The sequence below is a fragment of the Aneurinibacillus thermoaerophilus genome (assembly GCF_900099925.1).
GTDB classification, from domain to species: Bacteria; Bacillota; Bacilli; order Aneurinibacillales; family Aneurinibacillaceae; genus Aneurinibacillus; species Aneurinibacillus thermoaerophilus.
The window spans coordinates 1-19,264 of sequence record NZ_FNDE01000025.1 but is presented as its reverse complement, the minus strand read 5'-3'; the positions used below and the strand labels follow the sequence as shown (position 1 = coordinate 19,264).

The following is a 19,264-nucleotide window of genomic DNA, read 5'->3' as shown; positions in this document are numbered from 1 at the left end:
TAGTTATAATAGATGATGAGATGATGATAAGTGACACAAAAGAAGATCCAAAAAAGCAAAAGTGATGTATACAGAAAGGAGACAAGAAATGGTTATCGAGATTAAAAATGTGAGTTGGAAGCGGGAAAATAAATACATATTGAGAGATATTACATGGTCGGTAAAACCTGGAGAGCACTGGGTCATCATGGGATTAAACGGTTCCGGAAAGACTTCTTTGCTGAACATTATCAACGGCTACATGTGGCCGACTAAAGGCGAGATTCGCGTGCTCGGCAAAAAGTTCGGTGAATACGATTTGCGTAAACTTCGTCAGTTGATTGGCTGGGTCAGCTCTTCTATGCAGGAAAAGTTATATAAAAACGAAACGGTAGAAAATATCGTATTGAGTGGTAAAGTAGCTTCTATGGGGCTTTTATATGAAAAGCCACAAGAAGAAGACTATGAGAAGGCGTATCATTTGCTCGAACAGATGGGGTGCCGTGGTATGGAGAAACGCGTGTACGAGAGTTTATCTCAAGGGGAGAAGCAGCGCGTGTTAATCGCGCGGGCGCTGATGGCATCTCCGGCTCTGTTGATTCTTGATGAACCTGCCACGGGACTGGATATTTTTGCGCGTGAGCAATTATTGGATCGGGTACAGGAAATGGGCAGCCGACCGGGGGGACCAACGATGATTTATGTTTCTCATCATATCGAAGAAATTGTTCCGGTGTTCCAGCATGTGCTGTTATTGAAAGAAGGACAAGTATATGGAGCGGGCAGAACCGAAAGTTTGATGACGTCTGAAAACTTATCCCGTTTCTTTGGCACGAAAGTTGATGTGACATGGCGCAACGAGAGAGCCTGGATGCAGATGGAGTAAACTAGAAAAAAGGAGAGAATGAAGTGAATATTGTAGAAGCGTTAAAAGAGATAGTAGAGCCGGAGAGAGTCACTGCCAATCCGACGATGCTCGCGCAGCATAGCAAGGATGAATCCTATCATACGCCCAAGTTGCCTGACGCGGTGATTTTTCCGAAGACGACAGAAGAAGTAAGCCGCATTTTGAAATGGGCCAATGAGAACCGGGTACCGGTCGTGCCGTTCGGGATCGGTTCGGGATTAGAAGGGCAGGTTATTCCACAGCAGGGTGGGATTTCGCTTAGTTTTCAAATGATGAATAAGATTGTTGAAGTACGGCCACAAGATTTTCTCGTTCGCGTACAACCGGGGGTAACTAGGATGCAGTTAAATAAGGAACTGAAGAAATACGGGCTGTTCTTTTCTGTTGACCCGGGGGCGGATGCGACGATCGGCGGCATGGCCGCTACCAACGCAAGCGGAACAACAGCGGTACGATACGGTATTATGAGAGATCAAGTGCGCGATATGGAAGTAGTGCTGGCTGATGGCACAATGATACGTACCGGTAGCATGGCTGCTAAATCGTCTTCCGGTTACCATTTGAATGGGCTGTTTGTTGGTTCTGAAGGAACGTTGGGCGTATTCACAGAGATTACGCTTCGTCTATATGGTATTCCGGAAATGTCGGTGACGGCGAGGGCCAGTTTTCCAACCGTCGGCGACGCGGTGAGGACAGCGTGCGCCATCATGGGAGCGGCGATTCCTGTGGCGCGTATGGAGTTAGTGGACGGACAATCGGTGCGGCAGGTGAACATGTACAAAGGAACCGACTATCCGGAATGCGCGACGCTTTTCTTTGAATTTCATGGTAATGAGGCTGGATTGAAACACGATCTGGCGTTTGCAAGAGAATTGGCGGAGGAAAATGGGTGCGGGGGCTTTGTGTTTGAGACGGATTCGCTCAGGCAGGCGGCGCTCTGGGAAGCGCGTCATCATCTCGCATATGCGTTTCTTCATGGATATCCGGGTAAAAAGGCGATAACAACGGATGTATGTCTGCCCCTATCCGAACTGGCGGGCGCGATTGAACACGCGCGCGGGTTGCTGGAGAAAACAGGGATGGTAGGCGGTATTGTCGGCCATGTAGGCGACGGAAATTTTCATTCCTTGCTAATGATAGATCCGGATCAACCAGAGGAAATGCAGCAGGCGGAAGCGGTTAACGCCGAGATTGTGCGCTATGCACTAAGTCGCGGTGGTACCTGCACAGGCGAGCACGGCGTAGGACTTGGCAAGGCGAAATATCAGCGAATGGAGCACGGAAATGCGCTGGATGTTATGTATGCGGTAAAGCGTGCACTTGACCCGAATAACATTTTAAATCCAGGCAAGATTTTCGTATTTTAAAGTAATACAGAGTTAGTGTATAATAAATTATCTAAAAATATAAAAAAATCAAAAAGGGGGAGCCTAGGTATGAAACAGAGAGTACACGCGCTGGGAGTATGGATGCTACTTGTATGTTTCGCATTGGCCGCGTGTGGCGCACCGGCGTCGTCGGATAAGCAGCAGTCTGAATCCGGTGGAGAGACAGCCAGCCCGGCAAAAGAAAAGGTCAAAATTGGGATTACCCAGGTGATTGAGCATCCGGCGCTGGATGCGGCGCGGGAAGGATTCATTAAAGCATTGAAAGAAAACGGGTTTGCGGATGCGGACATTGATTATCAATCCGCGCAGGGCGATCCGAGCACCGTAGCCTCCATTGCGCAGAAGTTTGCGGCCGATAAAAAAGATGCTATTCTGGCGATTTCTACACCGAGCGCACAGGCAATGGTCAAAGCGACGCAGGGCACGGACATCCCGGTATTTTTCACGGCCATTACTGATCCGCTAAGCGCCAAATTGGTGGATAGTTTGGAGAAGCCGGGCAAAAACATAACTGGCTATTCCGATACGCATCCCGAGACGATTCATAAACTTATCAAACTTATTAAGGAACTGAAGCCGGATGCTAAAAAAGTAGGCATTATTTATAATTCTGGCGAGGCTAACTCCGTTGTAAACGTGGAGAATGCAAAAAAAGCGCTAACGAAAAATGGAATGCAGGCTGTGGAAGTAAATGCGAGCAATACGACGGAAGTAAAACAGGCGGCAGAATCGCTGGTTGGCAAAGCGGACGTTATTTATGTGCCGAAAGACAATACGGCGGTCGCCGCGTTAAAAACGATTGTCCAGGTAGCCGAGAAGCATAAAATTCCGCTATTTACCGGTGAAATGGATTCCGTGCGCAATGGCGGATTTGCCGGCTTCGGCGCCGATTATAAAGACCTTGGTTACCAAACGGGTTTGATGGCGGTGAAAGTATTGAAAGGTGAAGCCAAAGCGGGCGATTTGCCTGTCGGTTTCCCGAAAGAATTGAAGCTTGGCATCAATAAAGAAGCGGCGGCCAACGAAGGTATCGATCTTGAAAAAATCAAGCCGATTATCGAGAAGTATAATCCTGTTTATTTTGAAAAAACGGAGAAGTAATAAAAAGAAAGCAAAGGCGCCTGTGTCCGGCAGGCGCTTTTGCTTTTTAAAAATCGATTTTAAACTTAAGGAACCCGGCTTTGCGCAGCGATTCAAAGACAATGATGAGGGCGGGGCCGAGGATGAGCCCGATGAAGCCAAGCAGTTGGAATCCGACGTATAGGCTGATAAGCGCCGCCAAGGCGCTGATACCTAAACTTGAACCCAGAACTTTTGGCTCGATGATCCGGCGGATGATCGTAATGGCCACGAACAGAATAACCAGGCCGATGGCAAGGCGCGAATTGCCGACTGCAAAGCTGTATATCGCCCATGGTACTAAGAAAGAACCGGTACCGAGGATCGGCAAAAGATCCACGATGACAATAATAAGCGAAAGCAGGAGCGCGTATTTTACGCCCAGAATCATTAATCCGATAAGCGCGAGTATGTATGTGAGCAGGCTTAAAATGACCTGTGCGCGCAAAAAGCCGACCGTTGCGCGGAATAACTGGTTCATCACCAGCTCGACTTTTTCTCGTGCCGAGTCGGTAAATAAATTCAAGAAATTGCGGTGCAGGCGAGGAAGGTCAAGACTGATTAAAAACAGTGCCACGAGATAAATAATGGCCACGATGAAAAAGCCGGGAATGGCAGCCACGCCGCTCAGCACCACTTTTGTGATGGCAGTTGCGGCATTTGTCGCCGACGTTTTTAGCGCCTGTATCACATCCTGAATGGTATTAGTGGTATCAAACGGAAGGGAGATAGCATATGCTTCCCATTTCCACATATAATGCTCCAGAAATTCCATCACTTTAGAGGAGAGCTCAGGAAGTTTCCCCGCCAATTCTACGGTTTGTACCACAAGGATGGAGCCCAGACGGTATCCACCCAGTCCGAATATCGCAAAAAACAACAGAAACGTCAGTGTAACGGCAATCAGTCGATTTGCGTTTAGCGAACGCATAAAAAACTTAACAATTGGTTCTAGAAAAATCGCGGTGAATAGCGCGAGGATGAATGGTAGCGCGTAAGGAATCAGAAACACTGCGATAGCAAGAATCAAAATCCAGAAAAAAGTTTTGCGAATGGTCGCCATCTTTTCTACTCCACTTCATGTAATTTTTTAGGCTTGCAATTTTCGGCTCCTTTATCTTCAATCATGCTTAGTCTGGCATTGGAAAGTTCCGTATTGTTAACAGTTTGTCCCTCAAACAGAGACTTGCTGTCATCAACTTTCTCAAAAAAGAGCAGAGGCGTCAAATCTTATGCTGCCGAGAGCGGGAAGCGAAACCGTGCTAAGTATACGGAATTCCATAATAATTGTAGCAATTCTATCCAATTGTTTAAAGGGCGTAAAGTACGCGTATCGTTTTTAGATCCTAAAAACAGTGAAGGCAAAAAGTTGGAATGCTGTTATAATTGCTATTCCCTGAAAGCCTTTACAGGATAGGATAAAGAAATAGGAAGACATTTTTGCATGAAGCTTTCTTTTGAATTGGAAATAGAGGGTCTCCATAGCCCGTTGTTTAAGTAAAAGGTTGTTTATATACCTATTTCGTTTATAGTTTATCCACATACTATATATGGAGAAGGATTTTAGCTTTTAAAAAATGGTATAGTTCGTTCCTTGAACCATAAAAGGTGAGGCGATAAGGAGCGAAGACAGTAAAGAAAGGGGAATTATATGGCCAAAGTGATTGTGATTGATCCGGGGCATGGAGGACTGGATCCAGGGGCAGTTGGAAACGGGTTGCAAGAAAAAGATGTAACGCTGGCTATCGCACAGCGCGCATCTTATTTTCTTCGCCAGTACGGAGCCGATGTGCGGCTTACCAGAGCCGGAGACAGAACGTTTAGCACGGATAAACACGCTGATCTAAACGCGCGGGCCGAGTTTGCTAATAACGCACAGGCAGCCTATTTTGTTTCGATTCATATTAATGCGGGTGGCGGTTCCGGGTTTGAAAGCTATGTGATGACGGGGATGGCTGACGAAGAAGCAGGAAGGCGCCAAAATATCATGCACCGTGAAGTGGCGGAAGCGTTTGAAAAAGCAGGTCTGCCAGACAGAGGAAAGAAAACGGCCAATTTTGCCGTGTTGCGTCTTACCAATATGCCGGCGATTCTTCTGGAATGTGGGTTTATCGACCGGGATGAAGACGCGACGTTATTAAGGAACCGAACTTTTATTGACAGCATAGCGGAAGCGATTGCGCGCGGCGCGGCCAAGGCAATGGGGATTTTCTCATCACCGCTCGTTGACAATCCGTCCCCTAATCAACCGCAGGTGATCAGCAAGTACTATAAAGACATTACGCCTGGCATGGAGTGGGCTGCGGCCAGCGTCGATAAGCTGTTTGAACGCGGCATTATGCGTGGAGATGGCCAGGGAAATTTTCGTCCATTTGATAAAATGACGAGGCTTGAAGCGGCGGTCGCGTTGAATCATGCGATAGAATATGTATTGAAGCAACTGGGTAGGTAACTTTTTCTTTGTGTTGTTTTTGGAAAGGTGAATTTGTTATCATAATAGACACTGGAGCAAACGATCTTTTTGCTTATGAATCAAAATGATAAGGAAGTTGATCATAGATGAACAAATCACCTGAAAACACCAGGGTTGTTGTGGGGATGTCAGGTGGCGTAGATTCTTCTGTCGCCGCCTTGCTGCTTAAACAGCAGGGATATGATGTCATTGGCATCTTCATGAAAAACTGGGACGATACCGATGAATTCGGTTATTGCACAGCAGAAGAGGACTATGAAGACGTGCGCCGGGTTTGCGGGCAAATCGGTATTCCGTACTACACTGTAAATTTTGAGAAAGAATACTGGGATAAGGTTTTCACGTATTTTCTAGATGAGTACAAAAAAGGCCGTACGCCGAACCCGGACGTAATGTGCAACAAAGAAATTAAATTCAAAGCATTTCTTGAGCACGCGATGGACTTAGGTGCGGATTATGTGGCGACCGGCCACTATGCACGTGTGGACTATCATGACGGGGAGTACCGTTTGCTGCGCGGTGTGGATCCGAAGAAAGACCAGACCTATTTTCTGAATCAGCTTGGACAGGCTCAGTTGTCGAAAACGATGTTTCCGCTTGGGGCTATGCATAAAACGGAAGTACGTGAAATTGCTCTAAAAGCGGGACTGGTGACGGCGAAGAAGAAGGACAGCACAGGTATTTGCTTTATCGGCGAGCGTAATTTTAAAGAGTTCCTTAGTTCCTATCTTCCAGCAAATCCGGGTGAAATTCGTTCCGTGGACGGTGAGCTGAAAGGCTATCACGACGGGCTGATGTATTATACGCTTGGCCAACGTCAGGGGTTAGGCATCGGTGGAGGCTCTGGAACGGGGGAACCCTGGTTTGTCGTGGATAAGGACGTAAAGAACAATATTTTGTACGTAGCACAGGGCGGCGACCACGAAATGCTGTACAGCGACGGTCTGGAAGCGACAGACGTTCACTGGGTGAGTGACCGCCAGAAGCCGGAAACGTTCCGCTGCACGGCGAAATTCCGCTATCGTCAGCCAGATCAAGGCGTAACTGTGCACCTGAAGCCGAACAATTGCTGTGAAGTTATTTTTGATGAGCCGCAGCGTGCGATTACGCCGGGACAGGCGGTTGTCTTCTATGATGGGGATACTTGCCTGGGCGGCGCGACGATCGATAAAGTGATTAGAAATAACGAAGTATAACATAGGTAGAAAAAAGAAGCTGTACAGCGCGAAATGCCGTACAGCTTCTTTGCGTTTGACTCGAAGATTTTTCACAGTAAATTCCAATATGTTACAATAAAAGAAAAGTAGTGGCAGGTGAGCGAATATAAGTTTGCCGATGCATGATCTAGAACATAAATACACCTATCATGATTATTTGAATTGGTCGGATGATAAAAAGTGGGAGTTAATTGATGGTGTACCTTATGCGATGAGTCTAGCACCTTTGACAAAACATCAGTGGATATCACGTGAGTTGCTTGTGGAGTTTGGGAACTATTTACGTGATAAGTCAGCAGAGAAAAACGAGTGCAGCGTTCGCACTCGTTTTTTTAGCTAGTAGATTTGGAAATTGTTTTTGTTAGGACGATGTTAATAAGCGATCCTCAAGATGGGGAAGGCACAGTGTCTTCCGTGCCGCCAATCAGCTTGCGCAACACCATCTGGAGAATACCATGATGCTTATAATAATCAATTTCCACTTCCGTATCAAGACGCATCATACAGCTAAACGTAAATGTGCTGCCGTCCGGGCGGGTCGCTTGTATTTCAATTGTCTGTCTTGGTTTGATGTTATTATTCAGGTTCGGAATCGCAAACGTTTCTTCTCCGGTAATGCCCAATTCGCTTGCTCCCTTACCTTCCGGGAATTGAAGCGGTAGTACGCCCATACAAACGAGGTTGGTGCGGTGAATCCGCTCAAAGCTTTCAGCGATGACAGCTTTCACGCCGAGCAACAGCGTACCTTTGGCAGCCCAGTCTCGTGAACTTCCTGTTCCGTATTCTTGGCCTGCGATAATTATAAGCGGCGTGCCATCGGCTTGGTATTTCATCGCTGCGTCATAAATGGACATCACTTCACCTGTCGGGAAGTACGTAGTAACTCCGCCTTCGGTTCCCGGAGCGAGCTGGTTGCGGATGCGGATGTTGGCGAATGTTCCCCGCATCATTACCTCATGATTTCCGCGCCGTGAGCCGTACGAGTTGAAATCACGTACTTCCACGCCTTTTTCTTGCAGGTATTGTCCTGCCGGGCTATCTGGCTTGATGGCACCGGCTGGAGAAATATGGTCGGTTGTCACTGAGTCTCCAAGCAGCGCCAGCAGGCGAGCGCCCGCAATCGGTTTAATATCGGGGACTTCAAGCGAGAAGTCTGTAAAGAAAGGCGGTGACTGGATGTACGTAGAGTCTTTGTCCCAGTTATAAATCTGATCGGTAGAGACGGGGATTTCGTTCCATTGCTTGTTGAACGCATGCACGTTGTTATATTTTTCACGGTACATCTCCGGCGTGATAATGGAAGACATAATTTGTCGTACTTCTTCTTCACTTGGCCAAATATCGCGCAAGTATACAGGCTCCCCGCTGTCGTTATGTCCAATCGGATCGTTATATAAATCAATGTCGAATGTGCCGGCCAACGCATAGGCGACGACAAGCGGAGGTGAGGCCAGATAGTTTGCTTTAACGAGCGGATGAATCCGGCCTTCAAAATTCCGGTTTCCGCTAAGTACGGATGTAACAGTCATGTCGTTTTCGGCAATGGCTTTGGCCACCTCTGGAATGAGCGGACCACTGTTGCCGATGCAGGTGGTGCATCCGTAGCCGACCGTATTGAAGCCAAGCTGGTCAAGATATGGAGTGAGCCCAGCATCGTCGAGATACTGGGTTACGACACGCGAACCAGGAGCGAGGCTGGCTTTGACATTCGGATTGCGGCGCAATCCTTTTTCCACCGCTTTCTTTGCTAGAAGTCCAGCGCCGATCATCACGGAAGGATTGGACGTGTTGGTACAGCTCGTAATGGCTGCGATAACAACGGAACCGGTTCGGAGCGGAGCTTTGGTACCATCCGGATACGTAACCATGACTTCTTGTTCGATTTTTTCGTTGGACAGGCCGAAACCGCCTTCTTTAATAGGCTGGCGTAGCACTTTGTGAAATTCTTCTTTCATATTCGTTAGATCAATACGATCTTGCGGGCGTTTTGGCCCGGCCAGCGTAGGCACTACAGTGCTTAAATCGAGCGAGATCACTTCTGAATAGGCTGGGTTTTGCATGTTATTTGTCCGAAATAGTCCCTGGGCTTTCGTATAGTTCTCCACTAAAGTGATTTGTTCCTCGGAACGTCCGGTTGTGCGCAGATATTGCAGCGTCTGCTCGTCGATCGGGAAGTAACCCACCGTAGCTCCGTATTCTGGAGCCATGTTAGCGATCGTTGCCCTGTCTTCCAGCGTCATGGAGCTTAAGCCGCTACCAAAAAACTCGACGAATTTACCGACAACTCCTTTTTTGCGGAGGATGTTGGTTACGGTAAGCGCTAGGTCGGTAGCGGTTGCTCCTTCCGGCAGTTTTCCTGTTAGCTCGAAGCCGACAACCTGAGGCAGAAGGAAGTAAAGCGGTTGGCCGAGCATTGCCGCTTCTGCTTCGATGCCTCCGACACCCCAGCCAAGAACCCCAAGCCCGTTAATCATTGTGGTGTGTGAGTCGGTTCCCACCAGTGAGTCCGGGAATGCTTCCACGCCGTTTTCCTTTTCTTTCTGCGTGACAACGGAAGCTAGATATTCCAGATTTACCTGATGAACGATGCCGACAGACGGGGGGACAGCCCGGAAGTTCGTAAATGCTTGGGTAGCCCAGCGCAGGAATTTGTAGCGCTCATGGTTGCGCTCGAATTCTTTTTGCATATTGAAATTGAGCGCAGTATTGGAGCCTGCCTGATCCACTTGCACAGAGTGGTCAATTACGAGGTCAACAGGGATGAGCGGATTGATTTTTTCCGGAGCAAGCCCTAGACGGGAGACCGCATCTCTCATGGAAGCTAAGTCCACTACAGCAGGAACGCCTGTGAAGTCTTGTAGAATGACGCGCGCTGGTATAAAAGGAATTTCAAACATTTCTTCCGGTTTGGGCGCAGGATTCCAATTGGCGATACGTCTTATGTGTTCTTCTGTAATGGCCCTGTTGTCCATTGTGCGGAGCGCTGATTCCAGCAGAACTTTGATGGAAAATGGCAGCGCTGAAACATTTCCTATTCCTTTTTCTTCAAGCGTTTGTAAACGATAATAGTACTGGCCGCTGTCAAGGCGTGCGCGGCACATTTCGCGCAGCGTCTGGCTGGTAGTCATAAGCAGCGTCCTCCTTTTTTATCCAGATTTTTACGCTTCTTTTAGTATGCGCCATTCACTTTGAGATATGAGGGACAAGGAGATGTATAAACAGGATCGATTTTTCTATCCTAAAAACTGTAGGATAAACTTCTTTGAGGAGGATGTAAAATGAAGCAACATATCGATCCGCGCGAGAAAAAGGACATGTCGTTTCTGGAGGACGTAGCTGAAGGTATGGATCGTATGATGGATGAAGGTGGCGGAGTCGTGGATGAAACATTGACGTTCGAAACGCCAGTTCAGCGCAATAATTTGGTCGATGTTGACCAATCTGAACAGAACGAACAGAGCTATGAATAGAAGGCAGGAAGAAAAGCTGCAATCCGGAAGGTTGCAGCTTGCTTTATGATTAGGTAAATATAACATTTAATTTACCTAATTAGTTTTGTATAATAAAAAAAGGTAAGCAATATACTATGCAGTGGGTGAGGAATTACTTGGAAAGGGATGATACCTGTGAGTATGACGATTATAAGTACAGCTATAGGATTGCTTATGGCAACGGTGGTGTTTATGATTCGTATGAGAGTGTCGAAAAAGCCGGCTTCGCTTAGGAAAATCATTTTACCGCCCTTTTTTATGAGCACAGGTTTCACAATGTTTTTGTATCCGCCCATGCATGTGCATATAAGCTATGCGTTGCTTGCGTTTTTCGTGGGAACGCTGTTGTCATACCCGTTAATTATGACATCACGATTTGAGGTAGTTGGTAATGACATTTATCTGAAGCGTTCCAAAGCGTTTATTTTTATTCTTTTCGGGTTGGTTGCGCTGCGGCTGGCGCTGAAGTCATATGTTGGTATGTATATAAGTGTAACGGAAACAGCCGGCCTATTCTTCATTCTAGCATTCGGTATGATTGTTCCGTGGCGTATCGCAATGTGCTTTGAATATTTGAGGTTACAACGGACATTGGATGAAGATAGTATCTTAACATAAAAAGCCGCTTGATTCGTAAGCGGTTTTTTATGTTGGAGAAAAGCAAGGGTGTTGATTAACCATCACAGTTGACTTGATAAATCGACATGGACATGCAAAATAATTTTTCGACTTTGAAAATATTTTGCACAAAATGAAAAATATTTTTGCGCACGGTTCATACCCATTTTCAGAGAAAAAACATTTGGATAAAAATAGAAAATGAATAATTTGTGAATAACATAAAAATTCCATCGGTATCATTTGTGAGCTTCATTTTGAAAAAGCAAAGAAGTAATAAGTATAATATAATTTTGTATTTTCCGAAAATATTTTTTCTTAATTTTTATTGTGAATAGTTATTCAGTTGGATTTGTTTTTAAGTCATTTTCTGTTTAGATAGAGAAAGGGCGAAAAAAAGTGGTATGTCTTTTGCTTTTTATATGGGCCATATAAAAGGTAAGCAACAAAGAAAGCGAGGAGCAGTATGGCGAGCTTTAATCACGAAAACAATCAATTACAGCGTTCAATGAAAAGCAGACATTTATTTATGATAGCCCTTGGCGGCGTTATCGGAACGGGATTGTTTCTCGGCTCAGGTTTTACCCTTAACCAGGCAGGACCGGGGGGAGCCGTGTTGGCTTATCTGGTTGGCGGTTTTGTTATGTATTTGGTTATGTTATGTTTAGGAGAACTTGCGGTAGCAATGCCTGTAGCGGGTTCGTTCCAGGATTATGCTACTCGTTTTATTGGGCCTGGAACCGGGTTCACGATCGGATGGATGTATTGGCTGGGCTGGGCGACAACAGTTGGACTTGAGCTTACGTCCTCAGGCATTTTGATGAAAAGGTGGTTTCCGGATGTTTCAGTATGGGTCTGGTGTGTAGTATTTGGTACGATGTTGTTTTTATTGAATGCGTTTTCTGCACGGAGTTTTGCGGAAACGGAATTTTGGTTTGCCGGTATTAAAGTGGTAGCGATTCTCATGTTTATCATTCTTGGTGGAGCCGCTATGTTTGGTTTGATTGATATGAAAGGAAGCGAAACGGCTCCTATGTTTAGCAACTTCTTTAGTGACGGTGGACTGTTTCCGCACGGGGTATTAGCTGTATTGTTAACCATGGTAACTGTCAACTTCTCGTTTCAGGGAACAGAATTAATCGGGATTGCCTCCGGCGAAAGTGAAAGTCCAGATAAAACGATTCCAAAAGCGATTAGAAATACGGTATGGCGTACGATTGTTTTCTTCGTAGCGGCAATCGTTGTACTTGCGGGGCTTATTCCATGGAAAGAGGCGGGCGTTGTTGAAAGTCCATTCGTGGTTGTTTTTGACAAGATCGGAATTCCGTATGCGGCTGATCTGATGAATTTTGTCGTTTTAACAGCCTTGTTGTCTGTAGCGAATTCTGGATTGTATACGACGACGCGGATGCTTTGGGCTTTGTCGCGGAACGGTATGGCAAGTCCGGCGTTAGCAAGAGTGACAGCTAAAGGAATTCCGTTGAACGCGCTGATCATAAGCTTAGGGGTTGCGGGCTTGTCGCTTTTGACAAGCGTATTCGCGGAAGGAACTGTGTATAACTGGCTTCTTTCTATTTCCGGAATGACGGCCATTCTGGCTTGGATGGCAATCGCTGCTTCACAGTTCATCTTCAGAAAGCGTTTTCTTCAAGCTGGCGGGGATATTCGCGATCTGAAATTTCGAACGCCACTTTATCCGATAGTTCCTATCTTGGCGTTTTCTCTTAATGCGATTGCGCTGCTTAGTCTTATTTTTATTCCTGAACAGCGTATGGCGTTATATTGCGGTATTCCTTTTATGCTCCTTTGCTATCTTTATTACAATCTATGCGTAAAGAAAAAACTGCAGAAAAATGATGTGGATATGAAAGTGTATGAAGATAAAGATGTGGTTTCCATGTAAACATTGGAAGCATTTTTGATAATCAATACTAAGAATTAGGAAGCAGAAACGAATTTGCCCCTGCTTCCTTTTTATGTTCTAAATCGAATATTGACAAAAGACTGAAAAGTATAGTACGATTTGATCGTTATCACATATCAGATGACCTGATGGGAAAGGGTGTGGCTTGTAAGCGTTGTCAAAATTTAAAGTACGTAAAACGTATGAAGAGGTTGCTGACTATCTTAAAGAACAAATTATCTCTGGTAAGTATGAACCGGGGGCCAAACTCCCATCGCTCAGGGAGCTGGGGGAAACGCTCGGTGTTGGGCAATCCACAGTAAGAGAAGCCCTGAGTTCGCTCAAGACCCTTGGCTTAATTACAATGAAGCAGGGTGAAGGAACATTCGTTACCCGTCATGATCCCGAAGAAGTTATCTCTGCGTTTGAAGCGCTGAGACCGGCGACAAAGCAGGAAATTATTGAACTTTTAGAAGTGCGTAAAATCATCGAGAGCGGTACTGCGCGGCTGGCAGCGGAACGTCGGACGAAGGAAGATCTTAAGCGAATCGAGGAAGCGCTAGCTGAGATGGAGCAGGCGCTCGCGCAGGGAATACTCGGAGATGCGGCGGATTGGAAGTTTCACTATGCGGTAGTTCAGGCCTCGCACAATCAGACGCTTTCTACTATCATGATGTCGATTTCTGAGGCGATAGAGCGTTCGCTGTACGCAAGTCGTTTGGAATTGTATCGCACCAACGGTGTTCCAGAAAAGCTATACAAGGAACACGCAAGAATTTATGAAGCGATACGGGCGCAAAACAGTGCTGAGGCGGCCGAAGTGATGCTGTATCATCTGCGAGGAGTGGAGGAAAAGATGCTGGAATAGCTCTTTTCTTCTAAAGAATAAAGTCAGATGATATGATGTATTTTTCACCCTTACCTATCAGATCACCTGATTAATATAGAAAGATATATAAATAGGTACAAGCCGCCAAGGCTGACCATATAAAAACAAAATTAAGGGTAGAAGAGGTGTAACGAATGCAGACATGGACACAAGTGTATGCGCCGCTGGGAAGTCTCGGATTGTCAGCGGTCGTGGCAGTTATTCCGATCGTATTTTTCTTCCTTGCATTGTCTGTCTTCCGCATGAAGGGACATACTGTGGGCGTGCTTACCGTGCTGATTTCCCTTGTTATTGCAATTGTGGTTTACAAGATGCCAGTTTCTATGGCGTTGGCTGCCGCAGGATATGGTTTTGCTTACGGGTTATGGCCTATCGCATGGATAATTGTAACCGCTGTCTTTTTGTACAAATTAACCGTAAAGACCGGACAATTTGATATCATTCGGGCATCGGTTCTTTCAATTACGAAAGACCAGCGCTTACAAATGTTGCTTGTCGGGTTTTCGTTCGGCGCATTTTTGGAAGGGGCGGCTGGATTTGGAGCGCCTGTAGCAATTACCGCTGCGTTGCTCGTTGGGCTTGGGTTTAATCCCTTGTATGCCGCAGGATTATGCTTGATTGCCAATACGGCGCCAGTAGCGTTTGGCGCGATGGGGATTCCGATTACAGTTGCCGGCCAGGTGACGAGTATTGACGCTTTTCAAATCGGTCAGGTAGCGGGCCGGCAGTTACCGTTCTTATCTGTTATTGTTCCGTTTTGGATCGTTATCATTATGGATGGTTTGCGCGGTGTGCGTGAAACGTGGCCAGCCATACTTGTGGCGGGAGGTTCATTTGCAATTACTCAATATTTCACGGCAAATTTTATCGGTCCGGAACTTCCGGACATCACTTCCGCTCTGGTGAGCCTTGTATCGCTTTCGCTGTTTTTAAAAGTATGGCAGCCCAAACGTGTTTTTCGTTTTGATAAAGCAGGCATAGCTGCTGACGAATTTGCGGCGACGAGTGTTGAAAAGGGGTACACATCCGGTCAAATATTTAAAGCGTGGTCCCCGTTCATTATTTTGACGATTATGGTAACCGTCTGGAGTTTAAAACCGTTTAAAGATTTATTCGGCAAAGGCGGCCCGTTGGAAGCTTTAGTATTCAAAATAAACGTACCTTATTTAGATAAGTTGGTCATTAAGGCTGAACCGATTGTAACGAAGTCGGTACCATATGAAGCGGTGTTCAAATTCGATATTTTGTCGGCAACCGGCACATCCATTTTATTTGCAGCCCTGATTACAATGTTTGTGCTGAGGATGAAGCCGAGCGAAGGATGGGCCACGTTTAAAGAAACACTGTCCGAGTTAAAGAAGCCGATTTTCTCTATTGGTATGGTGCTAGCATTTGCATTTGTTGCCAATTATTCCGGGCTCTCTTCCACGCTTGCCCTCGTATTGGCGACCACGGGCAGCGTGTTCCCGTTCTTCTCGCCATTTCTTGGCTGGCTTGGAGTATTCCTTACTGGTTCTGACACGTCCAGTAATGCGTTATTCTGTAGTTTGCAGAATGTAACCGCACAGCAAATCGGCGTGAATGAGACGCTTTTGGTGGCGGCGAATACAACGGGCGGTGTAACAGGAAAGATGATTTCACCGCAGTCGATCGCGGTCGCATGCGCCGCGGTAGGATTAGTTGGGAAAGAGTCTGATTTGTTCCGCTTTACGGTTAAACATAGTTTGTTGTTTGTCGTGATTATAGGAGTGATTACTTATGTCCAAGCCTACTATCTGACCTGGATGCTTCCGTAATCATCAGGTATGTCTTCTTTTGATGCGCATATATAGAGGGGACGAAGGAAATGCATTTGTCAATAGTCTAGGGTTAGACCGGGGCTCCCTCCCAGTCTAACCCGTTTTTTATGTTTTGTTTACACGTTTTCGACCTGTTCTTCCTGTTCAAACCGCTCCATTTTTTTGGCTTCGGTGTCGGTTAATTTTACGATGGTAAAGCCAGTTATTGCAAAAATTATAGAAATAATCGGAACTACATAGTTAATAATTGCATATGGAGCGTAAGCGAACGAGTGAACGCCTAATGTGGAAAGGATAAATACTCCACATGTATTCCATGGTACAAAGGGTGATGTCAGCGTACCACCGTCTTCGAGCGCGCGCGACAGGTTTTTCGGATGCAGCTTTTTCTCACGGTATACTTTCGCATACATACGGCCTGGCACGACAAGCGAAATATACTGTTCTGCCGCTACTATGTTCGTGAAGAAAGAAGAAAGAACGGTGGTTACGACCAATTGTTTTCCTGTTTTCGCGATAAGTAGAATTTTGTCGACAATTGATTTTAGCATGCCTGTTTTTTCGAGTACGCCACCAAACATCATGGCCACGATCGTAAGTGATACGGTGTACATCATCGCTTCGATGCCGCCGCGGTTGAACAGTTCGTTGATTAATTTATTTTCAGACTTAATGGTAAATCCTTTATACAGTGTGTTAACCGCTTCGTTAACGCTACCACCCTGCACGAAAATGTGGGCAAAGAAACCGAGAATGATGCCGACGATAAGGGCCGGAAGCGCCGGGACTCTGCGGGCGACGAGCAGAATAACGACCAGTGGGATGAAAAGCAGCCATGGGCTAATGACGAACTGGTTTTGTAGTTCAGACATGATGCTTATAATTTCCTGACTGTTCATAGAAGTGGAAGCAAACTGGCGCCCTAGAAACCAGTAAGCGATAAGTGCGATAAGTAAGCCAGGAATCGTCGAATAGAGCATATGGCGAATATGTTCGAACAAGTTGGAACCGGAAATACCGGATGCGAGGTTCGTAGTATCCGACAGTGGCGACATTTTATCGCCGAAATAAGAGCCTGAGATAATAGCACCCGCCACCATTGGGGCCGGAATCCCCATGCTAATACCAATTCCCATGCCTGCAACCCCGATCGTTCCCATCGTAGACCAGGAACTTCCGATAGCTAAAGAAACGATCGCCGTAATGAGTGTAATAGACACAAGGAAGAAGGACGGTGTAATTAATTTTAGTCCGTAATATACCATAGTTGCCACCACGCCACCGCCAATCCATGCGCCGATAATGACACCTACCATTATGATAATAACGATTGCAGGAAGTGCAAGACGAATACCGTGATAGATACCGCTTTCAATTTCTTCCCATTTATGTCCAAGACGCCATGCGATAAAAGCGGATACAACAGCACCCAAAATAAGCGGAATATGAGGACTGCCTTCAAACTTGATAATGGTTACAGCCATAGAGCCAATCATAACGAGCAGAGGAATAATAGCTAGTCCGAATGGAATGTCCCGTTGTTGAATATTGTTCAAATTGAAGCCCCCCTTTGTTTAACTTTTCATTTTGTTGTTTATTTATTCTATTGTTGCAAAATTAGTGCCATATTATAGATGCCCTTTTATATTTTTCTTTTTGTTTTGTCATCTTCTTTTTTCTTATCTCCGCTTCCTTTTTTCTTACCGCAAAATAAATCGTAAACCATCAAGTCAGATATATAGATAGTGCTAATTAATTTTGCAATTGCAAAAAATATCATATGAATTTGTTGAAAATTTTGCTTTTTGTTATTAAATGGAAAGGAAAGTTGGTTGTATGCATATTCGCAATAAGAAAAATCTAATTGGAGCATACTATGGGGTGTTTGATGAAAAACAGACGGATGGAGTGAAGCGAAATGAATCAGTGCTTGCAGGCGATTCGTGATTATAAGGAAAGCGTTGGCGTTTTTCAGCAGATGAGCCCGGAGTTTACGCAAGCTTATAATGAATTCACAGGGGTGTCGTTTGCGGAAGGAAGCCTTTCACAGAAGGAGAAGCAATTGATTGCGCTAGGGGTTAGCCTAGCTTCTCAAGATGAATATTGTATTTTGTATCATACAATGGAGGCACTGCATAAAGGCGCGACGGAACAGGAAATTTACGAGGCGCTTCAGGTAACCGCTGCGCTAAGGGGAGGGGCGGCGTTTTCCCAGCTTTCTCTTGTGCGACGTGCGCTCGCGGTGTTTAAAGATCAAATGCAGTAAGAAAACTTTTTTATGATCTGGAGATAGATGGTAAAGGAGAATCAGAGAAGCGATGAAGGAGGCACGGCATATGGCTCAGGATAATAAAGAGGAAGAAATAAAGAAAGAAGGAACGCTGGGGGATGTAAAAGCGTGGGATCCGCTTGATACTCCACAAATTGCTGAATCGTATGAAGCGCAGCGTCGCTTGGGTCGGGGCGCGGAAATGCCGGGATTGTACGAAGCGGATAAAGCGAAGACTCCGGATGGCGAAGAAGAAAGGACAAAGGACGAGCGTATAGCATCTCTTCAACAAAACATCGAATGGATGAAACGGTGTATTGCCGAGAGAGAGGAAAAATAAAAACAGCCGTCCGGGTTACATCCGGCGGCTATTTTTATTACAGATGTTCGCAAAGAATTCGAACAAACGCTTCGAGTCCTCGTTGATCGATTTCGTCAAAGCGGCTTTTCTCCGGACTGTCGATATCGAGAACGCCGATTAATTGGCCGTCCTTGATCATTGGTACAACAATTTCAGACTGGGAGGCGGCGTCGCAAGCGATGTGACCCGGAAATTTATTTACGTCTTCTACGCATAGCGTTTGGCGTTCGCTGGCGGCTGTGCCGCATACGCCTTTGCCGAGCGGGATGCGTACGCAGGCCGGCAGCCCTTGAAAAGGCCCTAACACAAGTTCATTTTCCTCATATAAATAAAAACCGACCCAGTTAATACGCTTGAGAAACTGATTCAATAGGGCGGCCGCGTTCGCCAGATTAGCGATACGGTTGGGTTCATTTTCGATGAGCGCTTTAAGTTGCTTGCCGACTAGCTCGTAATTTTGTTCGCGGGATGCTTCATACTTTCCTGCTTTAAACATCTCTTTCGCCCTTTCTTTACATTTATGATGGTTTTGTTTTTTCATGATACATGACAGGTAGTTTTTTGACAAATTCAAATTGATGAAGATAAATAAAATCGCAAAAATATTTTGCGTATATAGTGCTAATTTATTTTGCTGCAAAATATTTTTAATAATGGCTGATAGGATTTTATTACAAAATGAGTGGAACTACGCTTTCATGAATTTGGCATGTAAATTGCATAAATACGTAATTAATGATATAGAAAATGAATGTTAACAGGAGGTTGTTCCGATGATTCCATATCGTCCTGAACCGTTTACCAATTTCGCTGATGAACAGAATATGAAAGCGATTAACAAAGCGCTGGAG

Annotated in this window: 18 protein-coding genes; 13 read left to right on the top strand and 5 right to left on the bottom strand. The window is 45.7% G+C overall.

The annotated features are described in order from the left end of the window. Positions 1-88 precede the first annotated feature (88 nt). The 3 genes from BLR88_RS12475 (at position 89) to BLR88_RS12465 (ending at position 3,375) form a co-directional block, all read left to right on the top strand. Entirely contained in the window at positions 89-865 is a 777-nt protein-coding gene (locus BLR88_RS12475; RefSeq protein ID WP_091260801.1) for an ABC transporter ATP-binding protein, read from the top strand. A 23-nt stretch (positions 866-888) separates the two neighbouring features. Beyond that, positions 889-2,253 carry an FAD-binding oxidoreductase gene (locus BLR88_RS12470; RefSeq protein WP_057897649.1) on the top strand — a complete coding sequence of 455 codons (1,365 nt, stop codon included), beginning with the start codon at positions 889-891 and terminating at the stop codon, positions 2,251-2,253. 69 nt (positions 2,254-2,322) lie between these two features. After that, positions 2,323-3,375: an ABC transporter substrate-binding protein gene (locus BLR88_RS12465; RefSeq protein WP_091260799.1), complete on the top strand. Its 1,053-nt coding sequence runs from the start codon at positions 2,323-2,325 to the stop codon at positions 3,373-3,375. A gap of 46 nt (positions 3,376-3,421) precedes the next feature. Here the strand turns inward: BLR88_RS12465 and ytvI are convergent, their stop codons facing one another. Then, positions 3,422-4,456, bottom strand: coding sequence for a sporulation integral membrane protein YtvI (gene ytvI, locus BLR88_RS12460; RefSeq protein WP_057897651.1), 1,035 nt, complete (start codon positions 4,454-4,456; stop codon positions 3,422-3,424). A gap of 588 nt (positions 4,457-5,044) precedes the next feature. Here ytvI and BLR88_RS20405 point away from each other — a divergent pair. The 3 genes from BLR88_RS20405 to BLR88_RS12445 all read left to right on the top strand — a co-directional run bounded on the left by BLR88_RS20405 (position 5,045) and on the right by BLR88_RS12445 (position 7,423). Further along, positions 5,045-5,845, top strand: coding sequence for an N-acetylmuramoyl-L-alanine amidase (locus tag BLR88_RS20405; protein WP_091260797.1), 801 nt, complete (start codon positions 5,045-5,047; stop codon positions 5,843-5,845). A gap of 107 nt (positions 5,846-5,952) precedes the next feature. After that, the gene (mnmA, locus tag BLR88_RS12450; protein WP_057897652.1) at positions 5,953-7,062 is read left to right on the top strand and encodes a tRNA 2-thiouridine(34) synthase MnmA; all 1,110 of its coding nucleotides are present in this window, start codon (positions 5,953-5,955) and stop codon (positions 7,060-7,062) included. A gap of 139 nt (positions 7,063-7,201) precedes the next feature. Beyond that, entirely contained in the window at positions 7,202-7,423 is a 222-nt protein-coding gene (locus BLR88_RS12445; protein ID WP_082706146.1) for a Uma2 family endonuclease, read from the top strand. A 46-nt stretch (positions 7,424-7,469) separates the two neighbouring features. Here the strand turns inward: BLR88_RS12445 and acnA are convergent, their stop codons facing one another. Further along, the gene (gene acnA / locus BLR88_RS12440) at positions 7,470-10,211 is read right to left on the bottom strand and encodes an aconitate hydratase AcnA (protein ID WP_082705862.1); all 2,742 of its coding nucleotides are present in this window, start codon (positions 10,209-10,211) and stop codon (positions 7,470-7,472) included. Between the two features lie 150 nt (positions 10,212-10,361). On the opposite strand from acnA, the gene BLR88_RS12435 reads away from it, so the two are divergent. The 5 genes from BLR88_RS12435 to lldP all read left to right on the top strand — a co-directional run bounded on the left by BLR88_RS12435 (position 10,362) and on the right by lldP (position 15,780). Then, positions 10,362-10,553, top strand: a complete 192-nt coding sequence (locus BLR88_RS12435) for a hypothetical protein (RefSeq protein ID WP_057897654.1) — start codon at positions 10,362-10,364, stop codon at positions 10,551-10,553. Positions 10,554-10,715: 162 nt separating this feature from the next. Next, positions 10,716-11,192 carry a CcdC family protein gene (locus BLR88_RS12430; protein ID WP_236781954.1) on the top strand — a complete coding sequence of 159 codons (477 nt, stop codon included), beginning with the start codon at positions 10,716-10,718 and terminating at the stop codon, positions 11,190-11,192. Between the two features lie 466 nt (positions 11,193-11,658). Continuing rightward, on the top strand, positions 11,659-13,095 hold the full coding sequence (locus BLR88_RS12425) for an amino acid permease (RefSeq protein WP_057897656.1): 1,437 nt from the start codon (positions 11,659-11,661) through the stop codon (positions 13,093-13,095). 175 nt (positions 13,096-13,270) lie between these two features. Continuing rightward, positions 13,271-13,963: a FadR/GntR family transcriptional regulator gene (locus tag BLR88_RS12420; RefSeq protein WP_057897657.1), complete on the top strand. Its 693-nt coding sequence runs from the start codon at positions 13,271-13,273 to the stop codon at positions 13,961-13,963. A 155-nt stretch (positions 13,964-14,118) separates the two neighbouring features. Then, the gene (gene lldP, locus BLR88_RS12415) at positions 14,119-15,780 is read left to right on the top strand and encodes an L-lactate permease (RefSeq protein WP_057897658.1); all 1,662 of its coding nucleotides are present in this window, start codon (positions 14,119-14,121) and stop codon (positions 15,778-15,780) included. A gap of 119 nt (positions 15,781-15,899) precedes the next feature. On the opposite strand, the gene nhaC is transcribed toward lldP, so the two are convergent. Both nhaC and BLR88_RS19595 read right to left on the bottom strand, forming a co-directional pair. Beyond that, positions 15,900-17,330: a Na+/H+ antiporter NhaC gene (nhaC, locus tag BLR88_RS12410; RefSeq protein ID WP_057900222.1), complete on the bottom strand. Its 1,431-nt coding sequence runs from the start codon at positions 17,328-17,330 to the stop codon at positions 15,900-15,902. A gap of 95 nt (positions 17,331-17,425) precedes the next feature. Continuing rightward, the gene (locus BLR88_RS19595) at positions 17,426-17,563 is read right to left on the bottom strand and encodes a hypothetical protein (protein WP_156423993.1); all 138 of its coding nucleotides are present in this window, start codon (positions 17,561-17,563) and stop codon (positions 17,426-17,428) included. Positions 17,564-17,701: 138 nt separating this feature from the next. Here BLR88_RS19595 and BLR88_RS12405 point away from each other — a divergent pair, with 138 nt between their 5' ends. After that, the gene (locus BLR88_RS12405; protein ID WP_057897659.1) at positions 17,702-18,049 is read left to right on the top strand and encodes a carboxymuconolactone decarboxylase family protein; all 348 of its coding nucleotides are present in this window, start codon (positions 17,702-17,704) and stop codon (positions 18,047-18,049) included. 70 nt (positions 18,050-18,119) lie between these two features. Beyond that, the gene (locus tag BLR88_RS12400; RefSeq protein WP_091260795.1) at positions 18,120-18,392 is read left to right on the top strand and encodes a hypothetical protein; all 273 of its coding nucleotides are present in this window, start codon (positions 18,120-18,122) and stop codon (positions 18,390-18,392) included. 37 nt (positions 18,393-18,429) lie between these two features. Here the strand turns inward: BLR88_RS12400 and BLR88_RS12395 are convergent, their stop codons facing one another. Then, on the bottom strand, positions 18,430-18,909 hold the full coding sequence (locus tag BLR88_RS12395; RefSeq protein ID WP_091260794.1) for a GAF domain-containing protein: 480 nt from the start codon (positions 18,907-18,909) through the stop codon (positions 18,430-18,432). Positions 18,910-19,264: the final 355 nt, after the last annotated feature.

Bases quoted from the DNA above. Each gene is read 5' to 3' on its own strand.
- BLR88_RS12445 (WP_082706146.1), top strand. From the start codon at position 7,202: ATGCATGATCTAGAACATAAATACACCTATCATGATTATTTGAATTGG.
- BLR88_RS12465 (WP_091260799.1), top strand. From the start codon at position 2,323: ATGAAACAGAGAGTACACGCGCTGGGAGTATGGATGCTACTTGTATGT.
- lldP (WP_057897658.1), top strand. From the start codon at position 14,119: ATGCAGACATGGACACAAGTGTATGCGCCGCTGGGAAGTCTCGGATTG.
- BLR88_RS20405 (WP_091260797.1), top strand. From the start codon at position 5,045: ATGGCCAAAGTGATTGTGATTGATCCGGGGCATGGAGGACTGGATCCA.
- BLR88_RS12400 (WP_091260795.1), top strand. From the start codon at position 18,120: ATGGCTCAGGATAATAAAGAGGAAGAAATAAAGAAAGAAGGAACGCTG.
- mnmA (WP_057897652.1), top strand. From the start codon at position 5,953: ATGAACAAATCACCTGAAAACACCAGGGTTGTTGTGGGGATGTCAGGT.
- BLR88_RS19595 (WP_156423993.1), bottom strand. From the start codon at position 17,563: ATGATATTTTTTGCAATTGCAAAATTAATTAGCACTATCTATATATCT.
- BLR88_RS12395 (WP_091260794.1), bottom strand. From the start codon at position 18,909: ATGTTTAAAGCAGGAAAGTATGAAGCATCCCGCGAACAAAATTACGAG.
- ytvI (WP_057897651.1), bottom strand. From the start codon at position 4,456: ATGGCGACCATTCGCAAAACTTTTTTCTGGATTTTGATTCTTGCTATC.
- BLR88_RS12475 (WP_091260801.1), top strand. From the start codon at position 89: ATGGTTATCGAGATTAAAAATGTGAGTTGGAAGCGGGAAAATAAATAC.
- BLR88_RS12430 (WP_236781954.1), top strand. From the start codon at position 10,716: ATGACGATTATAAGTACAGCTATAGGATTGCTTATGGCAACGGTGGTG.
- BLR88_RS12425 (WP_057897656.1), top strand. From the start codon at position 11,659: ATGGCGAGCTTTAATCACGAAAACAATCAATTACAGCGTTCAATGAAA.
- acnA (WP_082705862.1), bottom strand. From the start codon at position 10,211: ATGACTACCAGCCAGACGCTGCGCGAAATGTGCCGCGCACGCCTTGAC.
- BLR88_RS12435 (WP_057897654.1), top strand. From the start codon at position 10,362: ATGAAGCAACATATCGATCCGCGCGAGAAAAAGGACATGTCGTTTCTG.
- BLR88_RS12405 (WP_057897659.1), top strand. From the start codon at position 17,702: ATGAATCAGTGCTTGCAGGCGATTCGTGATTATAAGGAAAGCGTTGGC.